A 23,413-nucleotide genomic window follows, 5' to 3' on the forward strand; every position below is an offset into this window, starting at 1 on the left:
CCGGTGGCCACAGCAGGGTGGACACACCCGTTCCCATCCCGAACACGGAAGTTAAGCACCCTCACGCCGATGGTACTACGGGCAACCGTGGGAGAGTAGGTAGCCGCCGGGCCCTTTTTTTTGCTTTTCCCCCATCCCCTCCTTTCCCGGAGGGTATTTTTTTGTGTATCAATATTTCAAAGGCATGGTACACTTGCTTGTTGTTTTGCATGATTCAGTAACCGAATTATCATCCACACAACTACTTTAAACGGATTTGGAATGGGAAGTTTGTCGGTTTATGAAATGGTTTGTTTGGAATTAGTCGTTCTCCAAAAGCGGTATACCTTTTTTGCTTCAGTAAAAGATAGAACGCAAAATCTGCCTCCCGTTGGGCAATAATTCCCAGCATGCAATATCTATAACATCTTGATCACTATTATGAAGTTTTGGATATCACTTGTACTGATTATTCTTGTTGGCTGGTCTCAGTGGTATTAGTGTAGCCTAGCAGTAGATCTTCATTAATTTAAAAAAAAGCTCATCAAGCTTTTCAGGAATCTTGAAATTGTTGAGGATATATAAGGAACTTGCAATGAACAAAGATGAATAGATGGTGATATGCTTTGCATGTTGCAATAATCAATTCCGAGACTAATCACAATGTAAGAAACGTAAAGGAATTTAAATAAATATCTCTATAAAAATACCGATATAGGAATATAAAAAATGTATAGTTATAATTTATCAAAACAAACTTGATAGATACTAAAGAATAATCATAATTACTACATGTAATAAGTAAAAAAAACAGTATCAAATAAATATTGAAACAGTAATAATAATATATAACTCCTGCCAATTTATCTATACGAATGTATGATTGTAATTGATAGGGCACCAAATCTGCTGCATATATCTTTCCACACATTCAAAGGTTGCAAACTTTAATTGTTGGCTTGCATCCAATCAAAGCAACGTATCGTAGATTTACGCAATCACAGAAGAGACCCTGCCAAAAAACGATTGGATAGATATTCAAAAGAATTGCATTTCAGATTTGCTTAAAACATGCAATTACGTTCTTTGAGGGTAATTGGAGATGTTACAGGTAGGATATGAATAGTTTTGTAAATGCAGGAAGAGAGTTGTAGGGAATCGATAGATGAGTAATGTAATTAGTATTCTAAAGTAACATTAAAGCTATAGTAAATAGTAGTTAAACCGATTTTAAAAAGAAATGAATAAAAATAGAAATAATACAAAAATAATATGAAAATGAATTGCAAATAGGTAAATCATTCATGAAATGACGTGCTGTACTTTTGCTTGATTTTATTGCAGTTAAGCATATGGGAGCAGTAGATAATCACTTGCCTAGTGGACAAAAATGCCAAATAAGGGTATGTAATAGGAGTACGTTTTAGACAGTACTGTAGTCTGGAATTCTTTCCTCTCAACAATCCAGGAGTTTACATGCCTTCCCTTGCTACCATGCTCAAGGTTAAACGTGAACACGTGCCCTTGATGTATACGATATATTTCGCCTTTCTCACGAGTGGGATGATGAGCACGATGATCGGAGCATTGCTTCCGTTCATGAAAGAAGAATACCACATGAGTTATGTACTCAGTGGTGCTATAATATCAGCGCATCAAGTCGGAAACTTTATTGCACTTCTCGTTGCCGGCTACCTTCCCTATATCATAGGTCGAAAACGAAGTACTATCGTCCTTTCTCTTGGTATCGTTATCGGGTTCCTTCTCATTACCTTCACAGGTAATCCACTAGTGTTGCTCTTGGCTTTTGCATGTACGGGAGTCGGGAGGGGAACCAATAGCAATATCACGAATGTTGTCATGAGTGAGATCAGTGAGAACAAGGGAGCTGGATTGAATCTTCTGCATGCTTCCTTTGCTGTAGGAGCATTCCTTGCTCCGTTTATCGTTCTCTTCTCCACTGTGCCTTTTGGTGTACATTGGAGGACCAGCGCATGGTTCTTGGTTATGGTCGAACTTCTGGTACTCATATTCCTGGGTCGTTCTTCCCTCTCAGGGAAGCCAAAGCAAAGGGAAGATAGGGCTCAAAGCCATGCATTCATGAAGAGCGGTCGTTATTGGCTTACTACGTTCATATTGTTTTTCTATCTTTGTTCGGAAGCATCGGTCATAGGATGGTTGGTAACCTACTTCATCGATACTGGACGTTTGAGCCCTACCCTTGCACAGACGACAAGTTCTGCGCTTTGGGTATGTATCATGCTCGGGCGGCTCGCTTGTGCCCACCTCTCAAACAGAATGAACAAGAATGTTCTGCTCATCATCCTTGCTTTACTCCAGTTTGCTTTTTTCACCATGATGATCAGCGTAGAGGATACTACATTGATCTATATCAGCCTTTTCGGATTTGGTTTTGCCATGAGCGGAACCTATCCTACTACACTCTCTACGATGGATAGTGGATTTATCTCATCTACCATCGCTACCGGAACCTGTATCGCAACCGCAACTGTTGGAGCGATCGGTATGCCGATCATAGTCGGAGCTGTTGCACAGTCCGTAGGGATGGCAGGGGGACTTGCCACCATCATGATTAGCATCCTGCTTATGCTTCTGCTCATCTTGGTCAAAACATTCCTAGAACAAAAGGAATCGAGGGCCAGCGTCATCCGCTGAATGCGGACGTAAGGAAAACTAATGCTTAACCAGAATGAAATGATACGTAATATAGCCATCATTGCACATGTAGACCACGGCAAAACCACATTGGTGGATGCTATGTTCAGGCAGAGTGGACTCACTGATGATGGACAAGACAGAATAATGGATAGTGGAGCCATTGAACGTGAACGTGGCATCACCATTAGTGCAAAGAACTGTGCCATATCCTGGAAAGGGGTGAAGATTAACATTATCGATACCCCGGGACATGCTGATTTCGGGGGAGAGGTGGAACGAGGCCTCTCCATGGTTGATGGTGTTGTGCTTCTCGTAGATGCTGCAGAAGGACCACTTCCACAAACACGCTTTGTGCTTGAAAAGGCCCTCAAGCTCAACTTGAAACCAATCATCGTCATCAATAAAGTTGACCGCCAGGACGAACGTAGTGAAGAGGTCCTTCAAGAAGTCTATGAACTATTGCTCGAACTTGGTGATGATGAGTCAATGCTTGATGTACCGGTATTTTACGCCAGTGGGAAGGACGGCCGATGTGGTCTAGCCTCTCGTGCACTTGATGATGATCTCCATCTGTTGCTTGACTCAATCATCGAGACGGTTCCGCCACCAGTATTTGATGATGCACAACCTTTTGGGATGCTGGTCAGTGATCTTTCGTACAACGACTACCTCGGACGTTTGGTCATCGGTAAGGTGGTGAATGGAACAGCTACCACCAATGACAACCTTGTATGTCTAAAAGAGGGTGGGGTTATCAAGCCGCTGAGAGTAACAAAGTTGCAGACCTACAATGGTCCGACGTTCAGTGAAGTCACCAAGGTATACAGTGGTGACATCATTGTGCTCAGTGGTGTGGAAGATGTGCATATCGGGGATACTATATGTACCAGTGATAATCCCAAGGCATTGGAGCGTATTCACATCGATGAACCGACTGTTTCCATGCTCTTCGCCAAGAACATAAGTCCCTTGGGAGGGAAGGATGGAAATCAGGTAACCTCAGCAAAGATTTGGGAGCGCCTACAGAAGGAAGCGTTACGCAACGTTTCCATCAAGATTGAGAAAAATGTTGATGATACCTTTACGGTGAAAGGCAGAGGTGAGTTCCAGATGGCCATAATTGCAGAGCAAATGCGTCGTGAAGGGTTTGAATTCTGCGTAGGCAGACCAAGAACCATTTTCAAGACCGATGAGCAAGGCAAGAAGACGGAACCAGTGGAATTCCTCTACATCGATTGTCCCGAGGAACATAGTGGCACGGTCATGGAGAAGCTTGCCAAGAGAAAAGGGCAGCTCAGTGACATTACCTATAGTGAGAATGCTCGGGTGAAGATGCAGTTTGAAATTCCCTCCCGTGGTCTGATAGGATACCATGACGAATTCCTCACTGATACCCGAGGCAACGGGATCATGAACAGTTACATGAAAGGATATGAGCCATACAAGGGTGATTTCCCTGACCGCTATAGTGGTAGCCTGATCAGCGACAGAAGCGGGAATGCAGTAGCATACGCCCTTTTCCAGCTGGAGGACCGTGGTAGATGGTTCCTAGAGCCTGGTGATCCCGTCTATGAAGGTCAGGTTGTTGGGGAGAGGAACCGGGAAGGTGATTTGCTGCTCAACCCTACCAGGACAAAGAAACTGACCAACCACAGGGCCGCTGGAAAGGATGAGGCGGTTACGCTCACACCTGTGAGCAAACCAACCCTGGAGCAGGCCATTCAGTTCATCAAGGATGACGAACTGGTTGAAATCACTCCAAAAGCGATCAGGATGTGCAAAAAAGTCCTCGGAACCCAACAACGAAAAGTGTTTGAGAACCGAGGAGAGATTCCTCAATATTTGCTGTAATTGTACGTTCAATCCTGCAGGGTCAAGATTACCGGGGCATGGTCACTGCCCATGACCTCGGTATCGATCGTGCTATCCTGCACACGGCTCTTCAACTCATCGCTTACGAGCCAATAGTCGATACGCCACCCTGCATTCTTTTCCCTGGCACGAAACCGATATGACCACCAAGAGTAGACATCGGCCTTGTCTGGATAGAGGAGGCGGAACGTATCGATGAAGCCAGCTTCCAGCAGTTTGGTAAACTGCTGTCGCTCTTCAATGGTATACCCTGCATTCCGCTCATTGGACTTAGGATTCTTTAGGTCAATGGGATTATGGGCTACATTGAGGTCACCACAGATAATAACTCCCTTCATATCCTTGAGGGATGCAACATAGGCCCTGAAGGCCTCATCCCAATCCATCCGAAGATCAAGCCGTGCCAATTCGCTCTGGCTGTTGGGTGTATAACAACTCACTACAAAGAAATCTTCAAACTCGGCAGTTACCGTCCGTCCCTCATTGTCCAGTGGGTGCCCAATACCCGTAGTAACATCAAGTGGCTCCCTTTTACTGAAGAGTGCAGTGCCACTATAGCCCTTCCTTTCTGCAAAGCTCCAATACAGGTGATAGTCATGAAGGTTCAAGGAGATCTGGTTTTCCTGCAGCTTTGTTTCCTGCAAGCAAAAAATATCTGCATCACAGAAGGAAACATACTCCTCAAATCCCTTCTTCTGTATAGCTCTGAGCCCATTGACGTTCCAACTGACCAATTTCATTCCACATCCCTACATGAGAAAAACATGCATTGAATTTGCTTCCTGAAGGACTTCTTCTGGCCAGACTGATGCCTGGACTTCCCCGATATGTGCTTTTTTTAGAAGGAACATGCAAAGTCGGCTCTGTCCAATGCCGCCACCGATGGTCTGTGGCAACTCCCCATTAAGCAAACGTGTATGCCAGTACAGCGATTTGCGGTCCTCGGCTTCCTTGATCTTCAGTTGTCGAAGCAAGGATTCCTCATCTACCCTGATGCCCATTGAGGAGAGTTCCAGGGATTCCCCACGAACAGTATCCCAGACAATGATGTCACCGTTCAATCCTGTATGCTCATCATCAGTCTTGGTTGACCAATCGTCATAGTCAGGGGCTCTGCCTCCCTGGCTGATACCATCAGCAAGTGGGCTTCCGATACCGATGAGGAAGATGGCACCATATTTCTTTGCAAGTTCTTTTTCTCGTTGTGCAGGGCTCAATTCTGGATACTCTTTCTGTGCATCCTCACTGTGAATGAAGGTAATCTGGTCGGGAAGTGTGGGAGTACAGCCAGGAAACATCTCACTGACAAGAAATTCAGTACGTTTCATTGAAGAGTAGATTTTTCGTACGACCCGTTTGAGATAGTCAAGCGAACGTTCCTGCTTGTCCATGACCAGTTCCCAATCCCACTGGTCAACATAAATGGAATGGATTGCATCCAGATCATCATCAGGTCTGATGGCATTCATATCGGTATACAATCCTGTACCTCGTTTGAATCCAAGATCAGCAAGCGCCATGCGCTTCCATTTTGCCAAGGATTGGACGATTTCCATTTCACGATTATTTAGGTTCCCTATCTGGAACCGTACTGGTCGCTCTATACCATTCAAATCGTCATTAATACCTGAACCCCTTGGAACAAAAATCGGGCTGGTGACTCTACTTAATTTCAAACCTCCAGAAAGTTCCCGTTCAAATGTGTCCTTGATGTACTTAATGGCTTTTTCAGTCTGCTTCTGCTCCATGGCAGGGACATAGCCTTCTGGGAAAAACTTTGACATACAATTCTCCTTAATACAGGGAGCATACCGTATTTTTTTGAGCTAGAAAACCCTGAAGGATTGTGTTTTGTTTCAATATGTGAGTACTAGAAATACAAAGAAATGCTTTTGTTCCACAGTCTTGATGTGTGAATTTTTTTTATTATGAAAGAAAATGAATTGTTACAAATAAAATCAATATTAAATATATAAAAAACAATATTGTAATGAAATTATAAGACTATAATAACAAAATATATCATTATGAAAATGATTAATGAATAAATTGAAAAGATATTAAAACACGAAAATGCAATATAATTTAAGGCAATAAACCATTATAAAATACTTCAAAAGGACAAACTTATGGGAAGCGGAGAAGGTTTGAGATATAAGACAGCTAATTTAATAATACAACATAGTTAAATGATATAGAAAACGGTAAAAATAGTATGAAAAAGCAGTAAAATAGTAGCAATTTAATTTGTACAACGAGAGTACTTTGTTCTAAACAATCCATAAGCTTGCTAGGTTACTGCTGTCATGATAGGCTCCATTTGCAGGGGAAGCCAGCAATTGATAAAATACGGTACAGGTGAGGTCAGACAATGCAAAAAGTAGTATTCGACAAGGAATTCCTTTGGGGTTGTGCAACCGCAAGCTACCAAGTAGAGGGTGCAGTAGAAGAGCATGGCAGGAAACCCTCTATATGGGACACTTTCTGTGAGAAGCCCGGGGCAATCCTGAATGGAAATGATGGAAGCGTCGCAACTGACCAATATCATAGATACAAAGAAGATGTCTCCTTGATGGATGAACTTGGATTTCAGGCCTATAGGTTTTCTATTGCATGGCCGAGAATTATGCCTGAAGGAAAAGGAAAGGTTAACGAGGCTGGGGTTTCATATTACAGGAATCTTTGTGAGGAGTTGCACGCAAAAGGCATGAAGGCTGTGGCAACTTTGTACCACTGGGATCTTCCTCAGATCTTGCAGGATGAGGGCGGCTGGACCAATCGAGAGACATCCTATGCATTTGCTGCCTATGCAAAGGTGTGCTATGAGCAGCTTGGAGCATATGTCGACCAATGGATTACGCTTAATGAACCTTTCTGCAGTGCATATCTAGGCTACCTTTATGGTGAACATGCTCCCGGACATACGAATGCGAGAGAAGCCTTTGATGCAGTGCACCACTTGAATCTTGCACATGGTCTATCTGTAAAAGAATTCCGGAAGATTGGGTTGTCAACTCCCATTGGGATAACACTGAATCCGATTGCCCCTCGTCCTGCTACGAGAAAGCCGAAAGATAGGAAAGCCAGTGAGCTTGCAAGAGCAATAACAACAGAAGTATTTTTGCATCCATTGATGGGAAAAGGGTACCCCTCTCTTGTGACTGAAACACTTAAAATTACCTTCCCAGTGCAAGCTAATGATATGGACATCATTGCCGAACCAATCGATTTCATAGGCCTCAATTATTATAATGAAGGAGCAGTGGCCTACGATGAGGAGGAACCTTTTGCATACCGTGAGGTCCCTGTCTGGCAAAGGACAACTGACATGAATTGGCCTATTGTGCCGTATGGATTATTACGGTTGCTCCACTATTTTGATGACGAGACCCAAGGCCTTCCCATCTATATTACAGAAAATGGATGTGCAGCCAATGATGTGGTAGAAGAGGGCAGGGTGCATGACTTGATGCGCTGTGATTACCTGAATCAACACTTTGCAATCTGTAAGCAAGCAATTGATGAAGGAGTCAAGTTAAAGGGTTATTTTGTATGGTCTTTTCTCGATAATTTCGAATGGGCTTTTGGTTACTCGAAGCGCTTTGGCGTCGTATATGTCGACTATGAGACCCAGGAGAGAATCATAAAAGATAGTGGTTATATGATGCGAGATGTGATATCAGGCTATTGTGAATTTTAGTATTAGAAAAAATTGGGCCTAATTTTCTAAATTTCGGTCTTGCACCCCTCAATCATTTTTCTTACTATATATCATTCATTCCCGAGCGAGTGCCGGGAAAGCAAGGTGAGATACCCCGTCCCTTGGGGCGGAAAAGGAGGCAACGCCTCCTAAGTCCAGGGCTTGCCCTGGGGTATTGATACCTTTCATCATGATTTGTAATACGCATTGATGGGGGCAGGGCATGGAATATGTACTTGTTTTGTGTATAGGGTGCATCGCTGGCATTGTAACTGGCCTGATAGGTGCAAGCGGTGTTATGGTTGTAGTTCCGGCCTTTATTATACTTGGCTACACTACTTCAGATGCTATTGGAGCAAGCCTTTTTATAGATACCATAGCATCATTGGTAGTAGCGTGGACATATTACCAAAATAAAAATCTGAATCTTAAACAAGGTATTTGGATAACCATAGGGTCTGTTAGTGGTGCGCAGATAGGTAGCTTTATATCGCCTTTCATTCCAGAGGTTGGATTGAGCAGCGCTTTCAGTATATTTTTGGTAATTACGGCGGTGTTATTTTGGTTCAGAGGGGCCAAAGTTGGTGTGCCTAATTTAAACGGTAATGATGCTAACCCCCAACAATCGCGTATATTGAAGCTTTTAAGATCCAATGTCATAGTTTCCAGTTTATTGCTTGGAATCCTAGTAGGTATAATAAGTGGGCTATTTGGAGCAGGCGGCGGGGTTATGATTTTGCTTATTCTGGTATTCGTCATGCAGTACAGCATGCATGAAGGTATAGGCACTTCTACGCTCATAATGGCCTTTACTGCTGCGTCGGGGACAATAGGACACGCCATTACATCTAATCTTCCATTAAAAGCCTCGATCTTTGGAGCAATAGGCACAGTAATCGGAGGGCGTTTCGCTGCAAAGCTTGCCAACAAGGTTAATGAAAAAGTTTTGAGCAAGGTTATGGGAGGTGTATTCGTTGCATTGGCAGTTATCATGCTAGCAACTACTGGTATAAACAACTGACGTTGTACGGTGCATGATACAATAGGGTAGAGATGCAATGAATCTAATACTTTACCATGAAAAAAATTACCAAGAATTCAATTATGATGTAATCATGATACTACTATAGTAGTATCGTTATATGAATAATAAGGAAACTACGCAGGTATACCTATACAAGTCTGAGCAGGAAGCCTATGTGAGCTGTTGTATTCTGACTTGACGCCATACCTTGTATCCCATCAATACATTACTTCTCATATGCTTTATAATTTGAGATAGTTCCATGAAAAATACAAATTACTGTTATGATTCAATAGGAAATATGCTATCGTATTTTTAAGTGAGATAGGATTTAGATGGTACCAGAAGTTACTTGGAAGGAGGAATTTGAACGACTCAATCGCAAGATTGACCGTCTTTCTGCGACCAATGAGAAACTGGTCCTTCAGGGGATCAAGCAGTCTTCCCAGCTCTCCGAGCTCACTGACCAGAACAAGACACAGTCCCAAATAATCGACAAGCTTTCCTGCACCATTGATGAACTCAAGCAGGTCATAGCCTCCAGGGATGCAAGGATAGCACAGCTTGAGGAGCAGAAGCACAGCAGCAAGCCGGCCTCCATCAACAAGGGGGAACCTTCTTCCACCAAGAAGAAAACCCGCAGTTAGATGGACCATAAGGGTACAACCTTGCCTCTCAAGGAAGCCCCTAATGCTGTTTATTGTTACCTCATGGTGATTGATTCCAGGAATGACCAATTCCATGGCGTGTCTGCCTGCCTGCAATTCGGAAGCAACCTCAAGGCTATTGTCGTCGCCCTCTTCTCGAACGATATCGGAGAAAAGAATTTTAGACTGAGCACGCTGAAGATGAAGGATGCAGGGTCGTTCCGCTCTGCTGATGGCATCTCCAATTTCTGCTCGGTTTTCTCCAGCATTGATACGGTCAGAAAGAACGGAGGCAACACCTTCGGGGCCCTAACACAGTTGTTCAATAACTCATGCTCCTTGGCTTTTTCAACTAACTTCTGTTTGGTATATCTAAATTGTTATAAGATGTAAAAAAATATCATAACAATAATTAATAATAGTAAAACATATAAAAACAGAATTAAAGATATATTAATTAAAATTATAGCTATATTAAAATATTATCGAAAAATATATTAAAAGATACTGAAATAAATAAGTATCACGGTATTCTTGCATGATTCATAATAATACTTGTACGACTGATGAACTGGGTATATACTGTTGTTTAAGGTTTACATCCATGGCAAAGACAATATCATTCCACCTGCAGAAGGGTGGTGTAGGAAAGACTACCATCTCAGGAACGCTTGCTTGCCAATCTGCTTTGGATGGGTATAGTACGTTGTTGGTAGATGTCGATCCTCAAGGAAACGCTTCTTCGTGGTTTTTGAAAGAAGCACCTCAGTATGAATTAGCCGATGTTGTCCAAGGAAGGTGCTATATCCAGGATGCTATCATTCCCATACCACAGATACAGAACATGTCTTTACTTCCTACTTTTGGAATCGGGGGAACCTTAAAACTGTATGCTGAAACTAAATTAGCCGAAGAACCCTTTGTCTTGCAGGATCTAGTACATGAAGTTTCGGATTCTTTTGACAGGATAATCCTTGATCTTTCACCTGGACTTGGCCGATTGGAACGTGCAGCGCTTATCTCTAGTGATGAAGTCATCACACCGATGACTCCTGAGGTATTTAGCCTTGATGGACTTGAAATATTCATTGATGAATTGGCAAGATTGAAGAAGAATCTACGATCGACAGTGAGCCATTCAAAAATTATCATAAATTCTTTTGATAACAGGATCAAACAACACCGTGACATCTATAATGCAGCATGTAAAGGGGTGTTCACAGTATACAAGATTCCGGTCGATCCTCTTTTCAGAAAAGCTCAGGAAGCAGGCTATGCGCCTCAGCTTTTTAAAGCAAGGGGAAGAGGGTTGAAAGAAAGTACGGTTGGAGCGATCAAGACACTTAATAAAGATATTTGGAGATAAGGTATGGCACTGAAGAAAAACCCGAATGTGGAAAATGAATTGGTTATGGATGAGAGCATCAGTGGGCAGAAAGCAAAGGAATTATTCTCAAATGAACCGAAGAAAAGGAAAAAAGAGAATAAGGTACTCACTACGTTTTCAATAGAACCATCGTTCAAGCGGGAGTTGGAAGAACTGTTCCAGAGTATGGGCTTGGGCTGGGCTGCAGGAATACGATTTTCACTTCGCGAATTTGCAAAAAAACATGCTGAGGATTAGTCGTTTTGCTTGTTATCGCCATACTCCATTCTTGTACAAAATACCTTGCATTTCGATAGAAAAAGTTCGTTAATTATGTGCAATAATTAGATTATACCTATATTGAAAATACATGATACAATATAGATACTATATGTATATATTAAGGAAAAATATCATAATACTACTGTATAAGTAAGAAAGATTAAAGGAACAGTAATAAAACATACATAAAATATATGTAAGTATATATTAATAAATATCGTAAATATATTTTAAAGTATTATAGCAAAATAGAACCTATTGATATTTCACTGGTAGGATATATATAGTAAGAATCCAATATCGAAATAACCAGTTGTTTTATAGACGGAACGATTATATTACCCATTTCCAGAATTCTCTTTTGAGCTCTCATCCATCATGCGATATACTCTTGTATGAGGTGTACAGACATGGCAACAGCATGGTGGGAAGAATGCATTGTGTATCAGATCTATCCACGTAGTTTCCAAGATACAAATGGTGATGGAATTGGGGATTTGCAAGGTATCATCAAACGTATGGATTACCTTGTATCCCTTGGTATTGACGCCATATGGCTGAATCCAATCTATTGCTCGCCAATGGCAGATTTTGGCTATGATATCACAGACTATCAGAATATTGATCCGATATTTGGCACATTAGAAGATTCTGATCAATTGCTGCGTGAAGCACATAAGCGAAATATTAGGGTTATCTTCGACATGGTACTCAATCATACTTCAATAGAACACCCATGGTTCCAAGAGAGCAGACTATCAAAGGATAATGCCAAGGCTGATTATTACATCTGGAGTGATACCATACCCAATAATTGGCAAGGAGCCTTTGGGAAAAAGGCTTGGACGTATGATGATGTACGCAAGCAATACTATCTCCATTCTTTTCTCGAGGAACAACCTGATCTCAATTGGAGAAATCAAGAGGTTGTGGATGCAATGTTTTCGATTCTACGATTTTGGCTGGATCGCGGAGTAGATGGGTTCAGGCTTGATGTGATCAATTGCATCGTCAAAGACAAAACGTTCAGGAGCAATCCAAAGATTGTTGGCTCTCGACTGAGACCATATGATATGCAACGCCACATTTTTGATAGGAATAGGCCCGGAACACACCAAAAATTGAGAATGATGCGTCATTTGGTTGATTCTTACCAGGATAGAATGTTGGTTGGGGAGATTCTGGCGGAAATACCAGGTGAACCAGAGTTGGCTGCTTCCTTTCTTGGAAGAAACTGGGATGAACTTCATCTTTCATTTGACTTTTCACTTGCGTATACCCGATTCAATGCAGTCAAATGGCAACGTAGTGCGAAACGTTGGTGCGAGGCTGTAGGGAAAAATAGAGTACCGAGTTGGGTATTAAACAACCATGATATATCACGGTTAGTAAGCCGACTAAAAGGAAATATAGCAAAAGCGAAACTTGCGTCACTTTTCTTACTTACACAACGAGGATCAATATTCTTGTATTATGGGGAAGAATTAGGGTTACCAGATTCCAAAGTTCCCTGGAAATCCATCCATGATCCAGTAGGTAAACGATACTGGCCAGTCCATCCAGGAAGAGACCCTGCCAGAGGCCCTATGATTTGGACTGACGAAGAAGGCTATGGATTCAGTGACGGGAGCAGCTGGCTTCCGTTTGCACCAGACGCAGGAGCTTATGCAGTAGCAGTACAAGAACAAGATGCTTCGTCCATGCTGAATTATTATCGCGCACTGATAACGATGAGGAAAGAAGAACCCATTTATCGACGTGGTACTTGTGCATATCTCAATACAAACAACAAGCATACTGTTTGTTACTTGAGAGAGTATGATAATGAAAAACGCATGATACTTCTTAATTTCAGTGGAAGGAACCAAACCATCTCTATCCGCGATATGGAACATCCAAAAGGTGAATGGACGCTTCGTTTTTCATCACAGAGGATGTTGTATGATACCAAGACTGAATCGTTTGTGCTTCAGCCTTGGCAAGGTTGTATCTACAGTCTGAAGAGCAAGTCATCATAACTGGGGAATGGCCAGTATTGCTTTTCAGTATATGTCTCAGCAAGATCTACATGAATTCTCAATGTTTGCATCTGAGGTACCACTTCATCCCGATAGATTTGTGCCTGGGTGAGCACTTGGTCATGGTATGAAAGTGCTTTTGCTACACATACATGCAAGTACTCGGTTGCTTCAATTGTTAGGTTGAGAGCATTCTGAACAATGACAACATTCCGCTTCTGTGATGTGGTGTCGAGACCAATGAGTTCTTGCTTGGCAATGGCATCACTCAGTTTCCCTACATATTCACTCACTGCAGGAATGACGTATTTTCTACACATTTCCACCATAATTGAAGCCTCAATATTGATCTGTTTGCTGTAGGTCTGCAGATAGATTTCCAGTCGAGAAGTTATTTCACCCTTGGTGAATACCTTCTGGTTCTCAAACAATTCTAGACTCTTTTCACTGAGCATCTGGGGCAGTGCACTGACGGTATCCTTGAACTCTGGAAGCCCCCGCTGCTTTGCCTCGTCTTTCCATTCCTTGCTGTAGCCATTTCCATTGAAGATGATACGTTTGTGTTCTTGGTAAAACTCCGTGATTATGTTGTGGCACTCTACTTCAATATCTTCTGCAGATTCGAGGCGTTTTGCAACTTCTTCGAGGACCTGTGCAACAGCAGTATTGATATAGATATTCGGCCCTGCCATTGACTGTGAAGAACCTACCATCCTGTATTCGAACTTATTCCCAGTGAATGCAATGGGGCTGGTTCTGTTTCGGTCGGTCAGGTCTTTGGGGAGTTGTGGTAGCATGGTCATTCCCATCTGCAGGTATTGGCGGTCACTCTTGGTGCAAGAACCATCCCTTGAAATGGTATCGAGTATAGTGCTGAGCTGCTCTCCAAGATAAATGCTGATAATTGCAGGAGGTGCTTCTGCACTTCCCAAGCGGTGATCATTACCGGCTGTTGCAGCTCCGCAACGAATGAGAGGAGCATATTCGTCCATTGCCTTGATAAAGGCAGTAAGGAATATGAGAAATTGTAGATTGTCTTCAACATTGCTTCCGGGGCTAAGGAGATTCGTGCCATCATCAGTACTAAGCGACCAATTGTCATGTTTGCCCGATCCATTTACTCCCAAGAAGGGTTTTTCATGGAGCAGGGCGACCATTCCATGGCGAAGTGCAACCATCTGAAGTACATCCATTAAAAGTTGATTGTGGTCAGTTGAGAGGTTGGCTGCGTCATAGACGACTGCAATCTCGAACTGGTTGGGAGCTGCTTCCTTGTGCTGGGTTTTGCTGCTGATGCCAAGCTTCCAGAGTTCAAAATTGAGTTCACTCATAAATACTGTCACACGGTCCCCTATCGTGCCGTAGTAGTGGTCGTTCAGTTCTTGCCCCTTGGCTGCCAGGTTGCCCATAACAGTACGTCCTGTAAGCCTGAGGTCGGGTCTCTGGTCATAGAACTGCTTGTCCACCAGAAAATACTCCTGCTCTGGACCAATGTTGACAATGATGCGTTTTGCTTTGGTATTACCCAGAGCCTTCAGTACGCGTAGTGTCTGTTTTTCCAGTGCTTGGTTGCTTCTCAGCAGTGGTACCTTCTTATCCAGTGCTTCTCCGTTGTAGGAGAAGAATGCAGTAGGGATATACAGGGTCTTTACCCCGTTGATGTCCTTGATGAAGGCTGGAGATGATGTGTCCCAAGCGGTGTATCCGCGAGCTTCAAAGGTAGCACGAAGGCCTCCATTTGGGAAAGAAGATGCATCTCCCTCTCCCTTGATCAGCTCCCTGCCACTAAACTCAAGCAGAACTTTCCCTCCCTTTGTAGGGCTGATGAATGAATCATGTTTCTCTGCGGTAAGACCAGTAAGAGGTTGGAACCAGTGACAAAAATGGGTAGCTCCTCTTGTAAGCGCCCACTGCTTCATTGCGCTTGCTACAAAGTCGGCAAGTTCACTGGTTAGTTCGCGTTGACCACGCTGGACTTCCTTCAGCTGTCTGATGATCGGATCGCTGAGGTATTTACCCATCTCTACTTCAGTGAAGCAATTAACTCCATAGAAATCGGTAACCGGTGTTTTGGCGTAGTCAATATCGAACATAATGCCCATCCTCTGACGTGGTATGTTCAGACAATACACACTTTTTGCATGATTATGCAAGAAGGAAGAAGTTTACAGCGTGTCTTATGGTGTGATGGTGATGGTGATGGTATCTTTGTACTGTCCTGCTGGCGCCATATCAGCACGTATCTGGTCAATTCCGGTTACTTCAATCGAGCGTAAGTTTGGTACACTGGAAGAAAGTCCTGTCCAATCTACCGAGACACTACCGGTGACCGGTTCTCCACCAAAGAGTAGATGGTAAGGAATTGCGAATAGACTACGTTGACCATCTAGATGCAAGCTGAAGGATTGGCTTCCCTCACTATCGCTGAACAATACCTCAACGCCATACAATTTTCCACTCTCTGCATTCTGTAGTGTCAGCTGAGCTTCAGCTATTTTTGTCTTATCTGTTCCATAGGCATCCTGAATGGAAAAGCCTGGTTCTTCAACAATGGTTAGGGTAAGAATCGGATTGCCAATTACTTCTCCAAAAGGTATATCCACAATTGGAGACTCTCTGAAACTCTGACCCGGTAAAGGTGCGCTTCCATTGCTTGGTATAACCTGTCCCTCAATACTCGCATACGTATATCCCTGATAGAATCCACTACCTTTATCTGCAGTAGCAATATTGAATGTTCCAAGGTTGTTAGAAGTCAGGGTATAGCTTGACCCGGATCTAACCATGTTCTCCATGGCTGTTTCCCATGATACCAGATAGAGCTGAATCGAACTAATTTTAGATACTTGGTTTCCTGAAGCTCCAGGGATCATAGGAGTTCCCGGAGTACTCGTGATATCCTGCTTAAGAAAGCCTCCATCAGCGAGATTTGTTACAGCAACAATACGGAATCCAAAGCTTCTGTTACTGTCATAATGCTTTTGTCCACTCGAATCAGTATAAGAGTATCGATCACCGGAGAAAGAAATACCGTTGGTAATAGGAGAAACTACCATAAAAGTAGGATCGAATAATGGAGAACCATTAGTCTGAAAGGTCATGGTACCCAGAAGCGCAATAAGGTTGCCATCGGGGAACAGAGGTGAGGTACCAATCTGGAAGACCAATGGATTTGAGTTGTCGTAATCAACTTCAATCTGACCCCAAAGAATAGCCTGGCTGTAGAGAACCAAAATTGAGATCATCAATACCAATTTTTTCATGCATGCATCGTATAAAAGAAATAGGAATAGTTCAATAGATCATTTCTTACTTAAGAATAATTCTTGATAAAAAGTAATACTTTCAAATGCTCCTACATTGTATCAAGAGGAACGATAAGCACCGTGACCGTATCCTTGTAAAAGCCTTGGGGAGCGTTTTCAACGAAGGAAGAAGATTCAACCAAAACAGAAACATCCTTTGTGATTGACGCATTGTCATCGTTTTGTGTGTATAGTTGATCCCAAACCATTAGTACATTGTTACTGATCTCAGTATTTCCTAAAAATAATCGATAGGGGAACCCATGCTCGGAGATATCACCATTCAAGTGTAAGGTGAATCCAGCAGGATCAGAACTGCTGAATGCTATTTCTACACCGTATTCCGTATTTTGTGCAGCCAGGAATACCTGCAGTTGCAATCTAGCGATCACTTGTGGTATCCCCATCAGGGCAGTTTGGAGGTCAAAATTCTCAAATCTTTCAAGTATGGTTAATTCAAAATAATACTCAAATTCAAAATCCCCTTCATATGGTATATCTGGGATAGTAGTGGGCTCTCCTGTTTCTCCGATGAAAGGGGCATCATCATCCATGGTGGTGCCTCCATTCAAGGTTATGGGTATAATTTCATTTGGTTTATTTTGACTTACAGTGGCTGAAACGCTGAAGAATCCCACATTACTCCCATCAGTCAACCTATAACTGGTACCTGGAATAAAATAGGATGGTCCTCCTGTAGAATTTTCCAGAACCAGATAGATCAGCATAGAAGCACCTCCCGGTGTTACGTTTCCATTCGCTGGGCCAAGTGGAATCTCCCCCGGGCTAACGATGACACTCTGTTCAACATTTCCGGAAATAACCGTTATGGCTCTGATATGTACAGGTATTGCATTGTTGTATTGAACATTCGGCCAACCTCCAACATATGTGTACCCCTCTATATACAAGTTCGACTCAAGCCCAAGACTGAACATTTCTGGCTGAAAGGTTTGATTTCCATTTGGAGTAACGGTTACAACACCCAGTAATGCGGTGAAATAACTATCCAGAATTCCTGTATTACTCACTCCATCCAGTACAGGTGGATTGCCATATACAAATTGAATGAAGAGTTCCTGCTGGTAATTGGCAGTATAGGAAGAAGTATTGCTTGCATAAAGAGATGCTATACTAAACAGAGAGAAAAGCAATAGACTCAGAATCTTTTGTCTTTTCATGTAACTAGTCTAGATATGTCATAACCTAAATGTCAAGCCTTAGGTTGTTTGCATTCGCAGGAATGATAGAGCACAAAAAGAAAGTGTTTCTTGTGGAAATTCGTATTTTCCTCAGTATTCTTATAGGCACTGCTCCACATATGGCAACACGTGAAATGCAAGGAAAGCCCCTTTGGTTGAGTCTTCCCTGTACTTCTGGTCAACTAATTGTTCCGCGCTGCCAGCCGCTCCTTGAGCAATCTCAGCTTGTCACTTACCTCATCACTGGAAAGCTGCTTGTTTGGATCTACCTCATCAAACAGTTCCTTGGGAATTTCCTCAAGGAAACGTGAAGGGATACTGGTTACCAGCTCAAATCCTCGCTTGCGTTTCTCACAGCTGCTGATGATAAGCGCACGCCTTGCACGGGTGATTGCTACATAGAAGAGACGGCGTTCCTCATCAAGACTGGCCGGGTTCTCTTCAATTGCCCTTGCATGGGGAATGTACTGATCTTCCACCCCTGCGAGGTATACGGTATCAAACTCCAGTCCCTTGGAGGCGTGGATGGTCATCAGGGCAATTTTCCCTGCATCCTCTTCCTCAGGATTTTCCTTTCCTGCAAGACTGATCCTGTTCAAATAGTCGAAAATGGAAGCATTCCTGTTCTCAGGATTCCGCTCCCATCGTGCAAGCATGTCACAGAGCATATTGACCCCCTTCATCTTGTAGGCAGCGAAGGCTTCGTTGTCGGGATGCTCACTTTCAATATGTTGCTTATATCCTATCTCCTGGACAAGGGTCCTTAGGATCATGTTCCTCTGGGTATTGGTATTGAACAGTTGATAGTGATACTCCTCAATGAGGTCTGCAAACCGCTTGAGAGTACGCTTCATTGCTTCCTTGACTTGTCCATCGGTGGAAATACTCATCAGTGTTAGGGCGCTAAAAAGAGAGCACGTATGGTCATCAGCCACTTTGCGCATCTTCTCCAGCGTTGTCCTGCCAATCCCTCTTCTTGGCGTGTTGATAATCCTGAGCAGGTTGATATCATCATCCTGGTTTGCAATCACCTTCAGATAGCTCACGATATCCCTGATCTCTTTTCTATCGAAGAAGCTCTGTCCACCGGTTACCTGTGTGGGAATACCCCGTTCTGTAAACTTTGTCTCCAGGATGGCTATTAAGCTGTTGGTACGCACCAACACTCCGAAATCGCTGAAAGGACGATCTTCTTTCTTGTGGATCATGAGAATTTCATCTGCAATGGTTGCCGCCTCGTCCTCGTCATGGGCAGGGTGGATAAGACGGATGGAGGAGCCTTTGCCACTGTCAGTCCAGAGCTTTTTATCCTTCCTCATCTGGTTGTTCACAATCAGGCGGTTTGCTGCCTCGAGAATATTCCCAGTAGAACGGTAGTTGCGCTCTAGCTTCACTTCCATCCGCTCAGGGAAATCGCGTTCAAACATCACCAGATTCTCATAGTTTGCCCCTCTCCAGCTATAGATACTCTGGTCATCATCGCCAACCACACAGAGATTGCGACTCTCTTGGGCAAGGAGCTCAACCATACGGTACTGGGAGAGGGAAGTATCCTGGAACTCATCAACTAGAATATGGCTGTAGCGTGCTCTGAGCTCATCAAGAATTTCAGGATGCTTGTCAAACAATTCCAGGGGTTTCATGATCAGATCATCAAAGTCGACAGCATTATATGCCTTGAGATGCTTCTCGTACTCATAATATAGGTTTCTGATCTTCTCAGAGGCATTGGGACCAAAGACCTTTCGCTTAGTCTTGATGTCACTGAACAGGGAAGAAAGTTCAAACAAGTCAAAACTCTCGACCACATAGTCGAGATTCTGTATGACTTCCTTCATCAATGCCTTGCGGTCATTGGTATCATAGACAGTGAAATTATTCTTGAACCCCAAATGTTGGATGTACTGCTTGAGCACCCCCATACCGAAGGAGTGAAACGTGGTCGTGGTAAGTTTCTTCAAAGGCATGCCAGTGAGTGCACGTACGCGCTGGCCCATCTCCTTTGCTGCCTTATTGGTAAAGGTCAGTGCAAGGATGGCGTGTTCGTCGATTCCTTTCTCCAGCATATGGGCAATGCGGAAGGTAAGCATACGTGTTTTTCCACTACCGGCTCCGGCAATGACAAGCAAGGGACCGTGCAAGGTTGAAGCAGCCTTGCACTGCTCAGGGTTGAGCTCTTTTTCTAAATTGAATCGCATGGTTCCTCAGATTCGTTTTATGAATACCGAATCGATTCCGACCCCAAGGGCAACCAAGCTGGTAACGATCAGGCCGGAGACAATGACTCCGCCGAATACTGCCATCATGGTCTTGCGTTTGTCAAGGCCCAAAATCCAGGAACCAAGGGTTCCTGTCCATGCGCCGGTGATAGGCAAGGGTATTGCTACAAACAGAAGAATGCCCCAATAACCATACTTGTTAACCTTTGGGTAGACACGTCTTTGTGCTCTCGCGACAAAACGGTCGAAGAATGAGGCATACCACTTCCAGTGGGTATGAAATATCCTATGGAAGGTTGCCAGAAACGTGTATACGATTGGGGCAACCAAGGCATTGGTCAAAACACAGAGAGGGGTAGCTATAAAGAGAGAGACCCCGTTGAAATAGGCATAAGGAATGCCTCCGCGCAGTTCGCTGATAGGGAGAAGGGAGAGAAGAACACTGAAAAACAACGTGTAATTATCCATACAATACCTTCCTCTAGGAGGGAATTTCTTCGTCAACGAGTATCGCAGAGGCAGGGCAGACTTCATGGCAGCAGTAGCAGCGGATACAGACCTTGGGGTCGATGATGATACGTTTATCAACCATCGTCAAGGCTCCAGCGGGACAAATGTCAATGCATTTCCTGCATCTAATACACGGATCGACTAAAAAAACTGGTGCCTTTCGTTCCCTTTTTACATTCCAGTGAATGTACCGGCTGAAAATGGAGGGGATGCTCAAGGCAGGCAAGAAGCCGGTATGCTCCCGCATCTTAATGCGTACGTAGTCTTCCTGTATCAGATCTTCGGCAGAGAGAGCAGGGTAGGAGCTGGGCTTGTCCCCCAGACCTCTTCTGATTCCTTCTGAGACGATGGGGACGAGCATAGGATCATACCCCATGATCCGCGCTTGGGCATAATCCAAGGCTACGGCATCACAGCTGGCAAGTAAGAGGCCAAGATGGCGAGAAAAGCCGTTTGCAGGTCCGGGGCCCTCCATTGCAATAATTCCGTCCATCAGGCAGAACGCAGGGTTTGCAATGGAAGCGATGCCCACCATCAGGGAAGCGAACTGTCTACGGGTAGGGAACTGCACATGGCAGGGACTCTTATATATATTGGGCACCAATCCAAACAGATTTTTTACTGCTCCTGTGGCATACATCAGCTGATGTGTCTTGAATTTGGGAAGACTGAATACCATATCCACCTGAGAAAGCACCGCAGCAAGCGGTAACTTCTTGCGATGGGCATAGGGAATCGTGTAGGTCCTTGGCTGTTTCGTGAAGTCAATCCACTGGACACCTTCCTCTTCACACACTTGAAAGATGCCTGAAGCTTTCGGCTTGAAATTTGGTTTTTGCAATCCTGGTGAATCGCCAACCAATATCTCTTTTGCTCCTTGACGCTTAAGATGTCTGATCATACCCCGGAGAACAGCCGAATGTGTGGTTATACAATATTCTTCCTTTGCATCACTGAGTATGTTTGGCTTGAGGAGGATACGCTTGTCCTTGACATCAGGCATTGCTCCCAGCTCGCAGGCCTTGGCAACCGCTTGATCGACCATCGCTTGTTCATATTGTCCACACCGTACAATAGCGACACTACTCATACATCTCTCCTGATCAGGCAAAAATAGAGTGGCCCCCGGCCCTCTCCTCGGTCTGGAAGAATGAGGGAGCCGTATTTTCTCTCTTCACTTCCCACTTGGGTACTCTCCATAATGGTGAATCTGCCAACCCGTTTTTCGAACAACTTCTCAACAACCTGCTCGTTCTCCATTGGATTGATCGAGCAGGTACTGTACAGGATGTACCCTCCCTTCTTGACTGCTTCCAAGGCAGCAGCAAGCATGGCAAATTGGGTAATGGCAAGTCGCTTGGGCCGGGAAGGACTCCACATTGCGAGGGCTTTTGGGTCATGCAGTACATGGCGCTCACTGGAACAGGGGGCATCGAGAAGGATTTTGTCATACCGATTCTGTTCATGCAGCGACCAACGAGTCGCATCATGGGCAGTTATCTGGACACACCGCTGGTCCTCTGTGCTGAGGTGATCCTTTACTACTTGTTTCAGTCTTGCCCTTCTTGCAGAAGAGCGGTCATTGGAAACGAGAAGGCCATCTCCATGCAGACTGGAAGCCAGTACCAGGGTTTTCCCTCCTGGTGCTGCACACATATCCAGTACGGTCTCCCCCCTCTCGACACCGAGCAGTTTTGCTGCAAGAACAGATGCTTCATCCAGGTAGTACGGTTGTATAAGGCCATCCGTATACGTAATCGGCACCTTATCCTTTATCAAGGCTACCTTCAGCGATTCCCAGCGTTCTTGGTAGATATCCTGGTAGTATGCACCAAACAGCGTCTCGCCATCTGCTTTGCCCTTCTGTTTTGCCATGGTCTGACTGTACCAATTTTTATCCCTCTTGTGAACCTTATGCTCTTGTGATATGCTCAGCCATGGCATATATAACTGCATTTCTCGAAGGCATTATCAGTTTTATCAGTCCCTGTATCCTTCCTATCCTTCCGCTGTACTTTTCGTATCTCGCCGGTGGTGTCGTAGAACAGGAACAAGGGAAGAACATACTCTTGAAAAACAGTATTGCCTTCATCATAGGGTTCACAATTCTCTTCGTGGCCCTTGGGGCTGCATCAACCACAATAGGGCAATTTCTACAGAGTCACCTGGATATGCTCAATCGCATCGGTGGTGTGTTGGTCATCCTCTTTGCACTGAACAATCTGGGATTTGTCCTGATTCCCGCATTGAACAACAACCACAAATTCCAGATGAAAGGCCTGCAGAATATGAATATTCCCAAGTCAATGCTCTTTGGCCTGGTATTTGCCTTGGGTTGGACTCCCTGTGTGGGGCCACTGCTTGGCAGCGCCTTGATGATGGCCGCCAATGCCGAGCTGGTAACCAAGGGTATGTTGACACTGTTCTTCTATGCAATGGGCCTTGGCGTTCCATTCCTGCTCTCTGCAATCCTGCTTGAACAGTTAGAGAGTGTCTTTGCTGCAATAAAAAAGCATTCCAAGCTTATCACGATAATCAGCGGTCTCTTCCTCCTGGCTTTCGGCATTGCCTTGATCCTGGGATTTAATCCGGCCGCACTATTTCTGTAGG

The 23,413-nt window shown here is 44.0% G+C and carries 19 protein-coding genes and 1 rRNA gene; 11 read left to right on the forward strand and 9 right to left on the reverse strand.

Annotation, left to right across the window (positions count from 1 at the left end):
- From rrf to typA, 3 genes are all read left to right on the forward strand, one after another.
- Positions 1–112 (forward strand): 5S ribosomal RNA (gene rrf, locus DYP60_RS10875).
- A 1,343-nt stretch (positions 113–1,455) separates the two neighbouring features.
- Entirely contained in the window at positions 1,456–2,655 is a 1,200-nt protein-coding gene (locus tag DYP60_RS10880; protein ID WP_117331044.1) for an MFS transporter, read from the forward strand.
- 21 nt (positions 2,656–2,676) lie between these two features.
- Positions 2,677–4,509, forward strand: coding sequence for a translational GTPase TypA (gene typA, locus DYP60_RS10885; RefSeq protein WP_117331045.1), 1,833 nt, complete (start codon positions 2,677–2,679; stop codon positions 4,507–4,509).
- Between the two features lie 8 nt (positions 4,510–4,517).
- On the opposite strand, the gene DYP60_RS10890 is transcribed toward typA, so the two are convergent.
- Both DYP60_RS10890 and asnA read right to left on the reverse strand, forming a co-directional pair.
- The gene (locus DYP60_RS10890) at positions 4,518–5,270 is read right to left on the reverse strand and encodes an exodeoxyribonuclease III (protein WP_117331046.1); all 753 of its coding nucleotides are present in this window, start codon (positions 5,268–5,270) and stop codon (positions 4,518–4,520) included.
- Between the two features lie 9 nt (positions 5,271–5,279).
- Positions 5,280–6,314: an aspartate--ammonia ligase gene (gene asnA / locus DYP60_RS10895; RefSeq protein WP_117331047.1), complete on the reverse strand. Its 1,035-nt coding sequence runs from the start codon at positions 6,312–6,314 to the stop codon at positions 5,280–5,282.
- A 587-nt stretch (positions 6,315–6,901) separates the two neighbouring features.
- On the opposite strand from asnA, the gene DYP60_RS10900 reads away from it, so the two are divergent.
- The 7 genes from DYP60_RS10900 (at position 6,902) to DYP60_RS10930 (ending at position 13,567) form a co-directional block, all read left to right on the forward strand.
- Complete coding sequence (locus DYP60_RS10900; RefSeq protein ID WP_117331048.1) at positions 6,902–8,230, forward strand: GH1 family beta-glucosidase; 1,329 nt, start codon at positions 6,902–6,904, stop codon at positions 8,228–8,230.
- A gap of 223 nt (positions 8,231–8,453) precedes the next feature.
- Positions 8,454–9,251: a sulfite exporter TauE/SafE family protein gene (locus DYP60_RS10905; RefSeq protein ID WP_117331049.1), complete on the forward strand. Its 798-nt coding sequence runs from the start codon at positions 8,454–8,456 to the stop codon at positions 9,249–9,251.
- A 338-nt stretch (positions 9,252–9,589) separates the two neighbouring features.
- Positions 9,590–9,901 (forward strand): hypothetical protein, encoded by a 312-nt coding sequence (locus tag DYP60_RS10910; RefSeq protein ID WP_117331050.1) that lies wholly within the window; start codon positions 9,590–9,592, stop codon positions 9,899–9,901.
- On the forward strand, positions 9,902–10,294 hold the full coding sequence (locus DYP60_RS10915) for a hypothetical protein (protein WP_117331051.1): 393 nt from the start codon (positions 9,902–9,904) through the stop codon (positions 10,292–10,294).
- Between the two features lie 211 nt (positions 10,295–10,505).
- Positions 10,506–11,267, forward strand: coding sequence for a ParA family protein (locus DYP60_RS10920; RefSeq protein ID WP_117331052.1), 762 nt, complete (start codon positions 10,506–10,508; stop codon positions 11,265–11,267).
- A 3-nt stretch (positions 11,268–11,270) separates the two neighbouring features.
- Positions 11,271–11,525: a hypothetical protein gene (locus DYP60_RS10925; RefSeq protein WP_117331053.1), complete on the forward strand. Its 255-nt coding sequence runs from the start codon at positions 11,271–11,273 to the stop codon at positions 11,523–11,525.
- Positions 11,526–11,959: 434 nt separating this feature from the next.
- Complete coding sequence (locus tag DYP60_RS10930) at positions 11,960–13,567, forward strand: alpha-amylase family glycosyl hydrolase (RefSeq protein ID WP_117331054.1); 1,608 nt, start codon at positions 11,960–11,962, stop codon at positions 13,565–13,567.
- Here the strand turns inward: DYP60_RS10930 and DYP60_RS10935 are convergent.
- The 7 genes from DYP60_RS10935 to DYP60_RS10965 form a co-directional block, all read right to left on the reverse strand.
- The gene (locus DYP60_RS10935; protein WP_117331055.1) at positions 13,540–15,660 is read right to left on the reverse strand and encodes a glutamine synthetase III family protein; all 2,121 of its coding nucleotides are present in this window, start codon (positions 15,658–15,660) and stop codon (positions 13,540–13,542) included. The two genes, DYP60_RS10930 and DYP60_RS10935, sit on opposite strands and share 28 nt — an antisense overlap.
- Positions 15,661–15,744: 84 nt before the next feature.
- Positions 15,745–16,830 (reverse strand): hypothetical protein, encoded by a 1,086-nt coding sequence (locus DYP60_RS10940; RefSeq protein WP_117331056.1) that lies wholly within the window; start codon positions 16,828–16,830, stop codon positions 15,745–15,747.
- Positions 16,831–16,922: 92 nt separating this feature from the next.
- On the reverse strand, positions 16,923–17,903 hold the full coding sequence (locus DYP60_RS10945) for a hypothetical protein (RefSeq protein WP_133299336.1): 981 nt from the start codon (positions 17,901–17,903) through the stop codon (positions 16,923–16,925).
- Positions 17,904–18,256: 353 nt separating this feature from the next.
- A complete protein-coding gene (locus DYP60_RS10950; RefSeq protein WP_117331058.1) occupies positions 18,257–20,272 on the reverse strand; it encodes an ATP-dependent helicase in 2,016 nt (671 codons plus the stop codon).
- A 6-nt stretch (positions 20,273–20,278) separates the two neighbouring features.
- The gene (locus DYP60_RS10955; RefSeq protein ID WP_117331059.1) at positions 20,279–20,761 is read right to left on the reverse strand and encodes a COG2426 family protein; all 483 of its coding nucleotides are present in this window, start codon (positions 20,759–20,761) and stop codon (positions 20,279–20,281) included.
- A 13-nt stretch (positions 20,762–20,774) separates the two neighbouring features.
- Positions 20,775–21,893 (reverse strand): DUF362 domain-containing protein, encoded by a 1,119-nt coding sequence (locus DYP60_RS10960; protein WP_117331060.1) that lies wholly within the window; start codon positions 21,891–21,893, stop codon positions 20,775–20,777.
- Complete coding sequence (locus tag DYP60_RS10965) at positions 21,890–22,678, reverse strand: SAM-dependent methyltransferase (protein WP_117331124.1); 789 nt, start codon at positions 22,676–22,678, stop codon at positions 21,890–21,892. Before DYP60_RS10965 ends, DYP60_RS10960 begins: the two co-directional genes overlap by 4 nt.
- 62 nt (positions 22,679–22,740) lie before the next feature.
- Here DYP60_RS10965 and DYP60_RS10970 point away from each other — a divergent pair, with 62 nt between their 5' ends.
- Positions 22,741–23,412 carry a cytochrome c biogenesis CcdA family protein gene (locus DYP60_RS10970; protein WP_117331061.1) on the forward strand — a complete coding sequence of 224 codons (672 nt, stop codon included), beginning with the start codon at positions 22,741–22,743 and terminating at the stop codon, positions 23,410–23,412.
- The last annotated feature ends 1 nt before the right edge of the window (position 23,413 follow it).

The organism is Sphaerochaeta halotolerans, assembly GCF_003429665.1.
GTDB classification, from domain to species: Bacteria; Spirochaetota; Spirochaetia; order Sphaerochaetales; family Sphaerochaetaceae; genus Sphaerochaeta; species Sphaerochaeta halotolerans.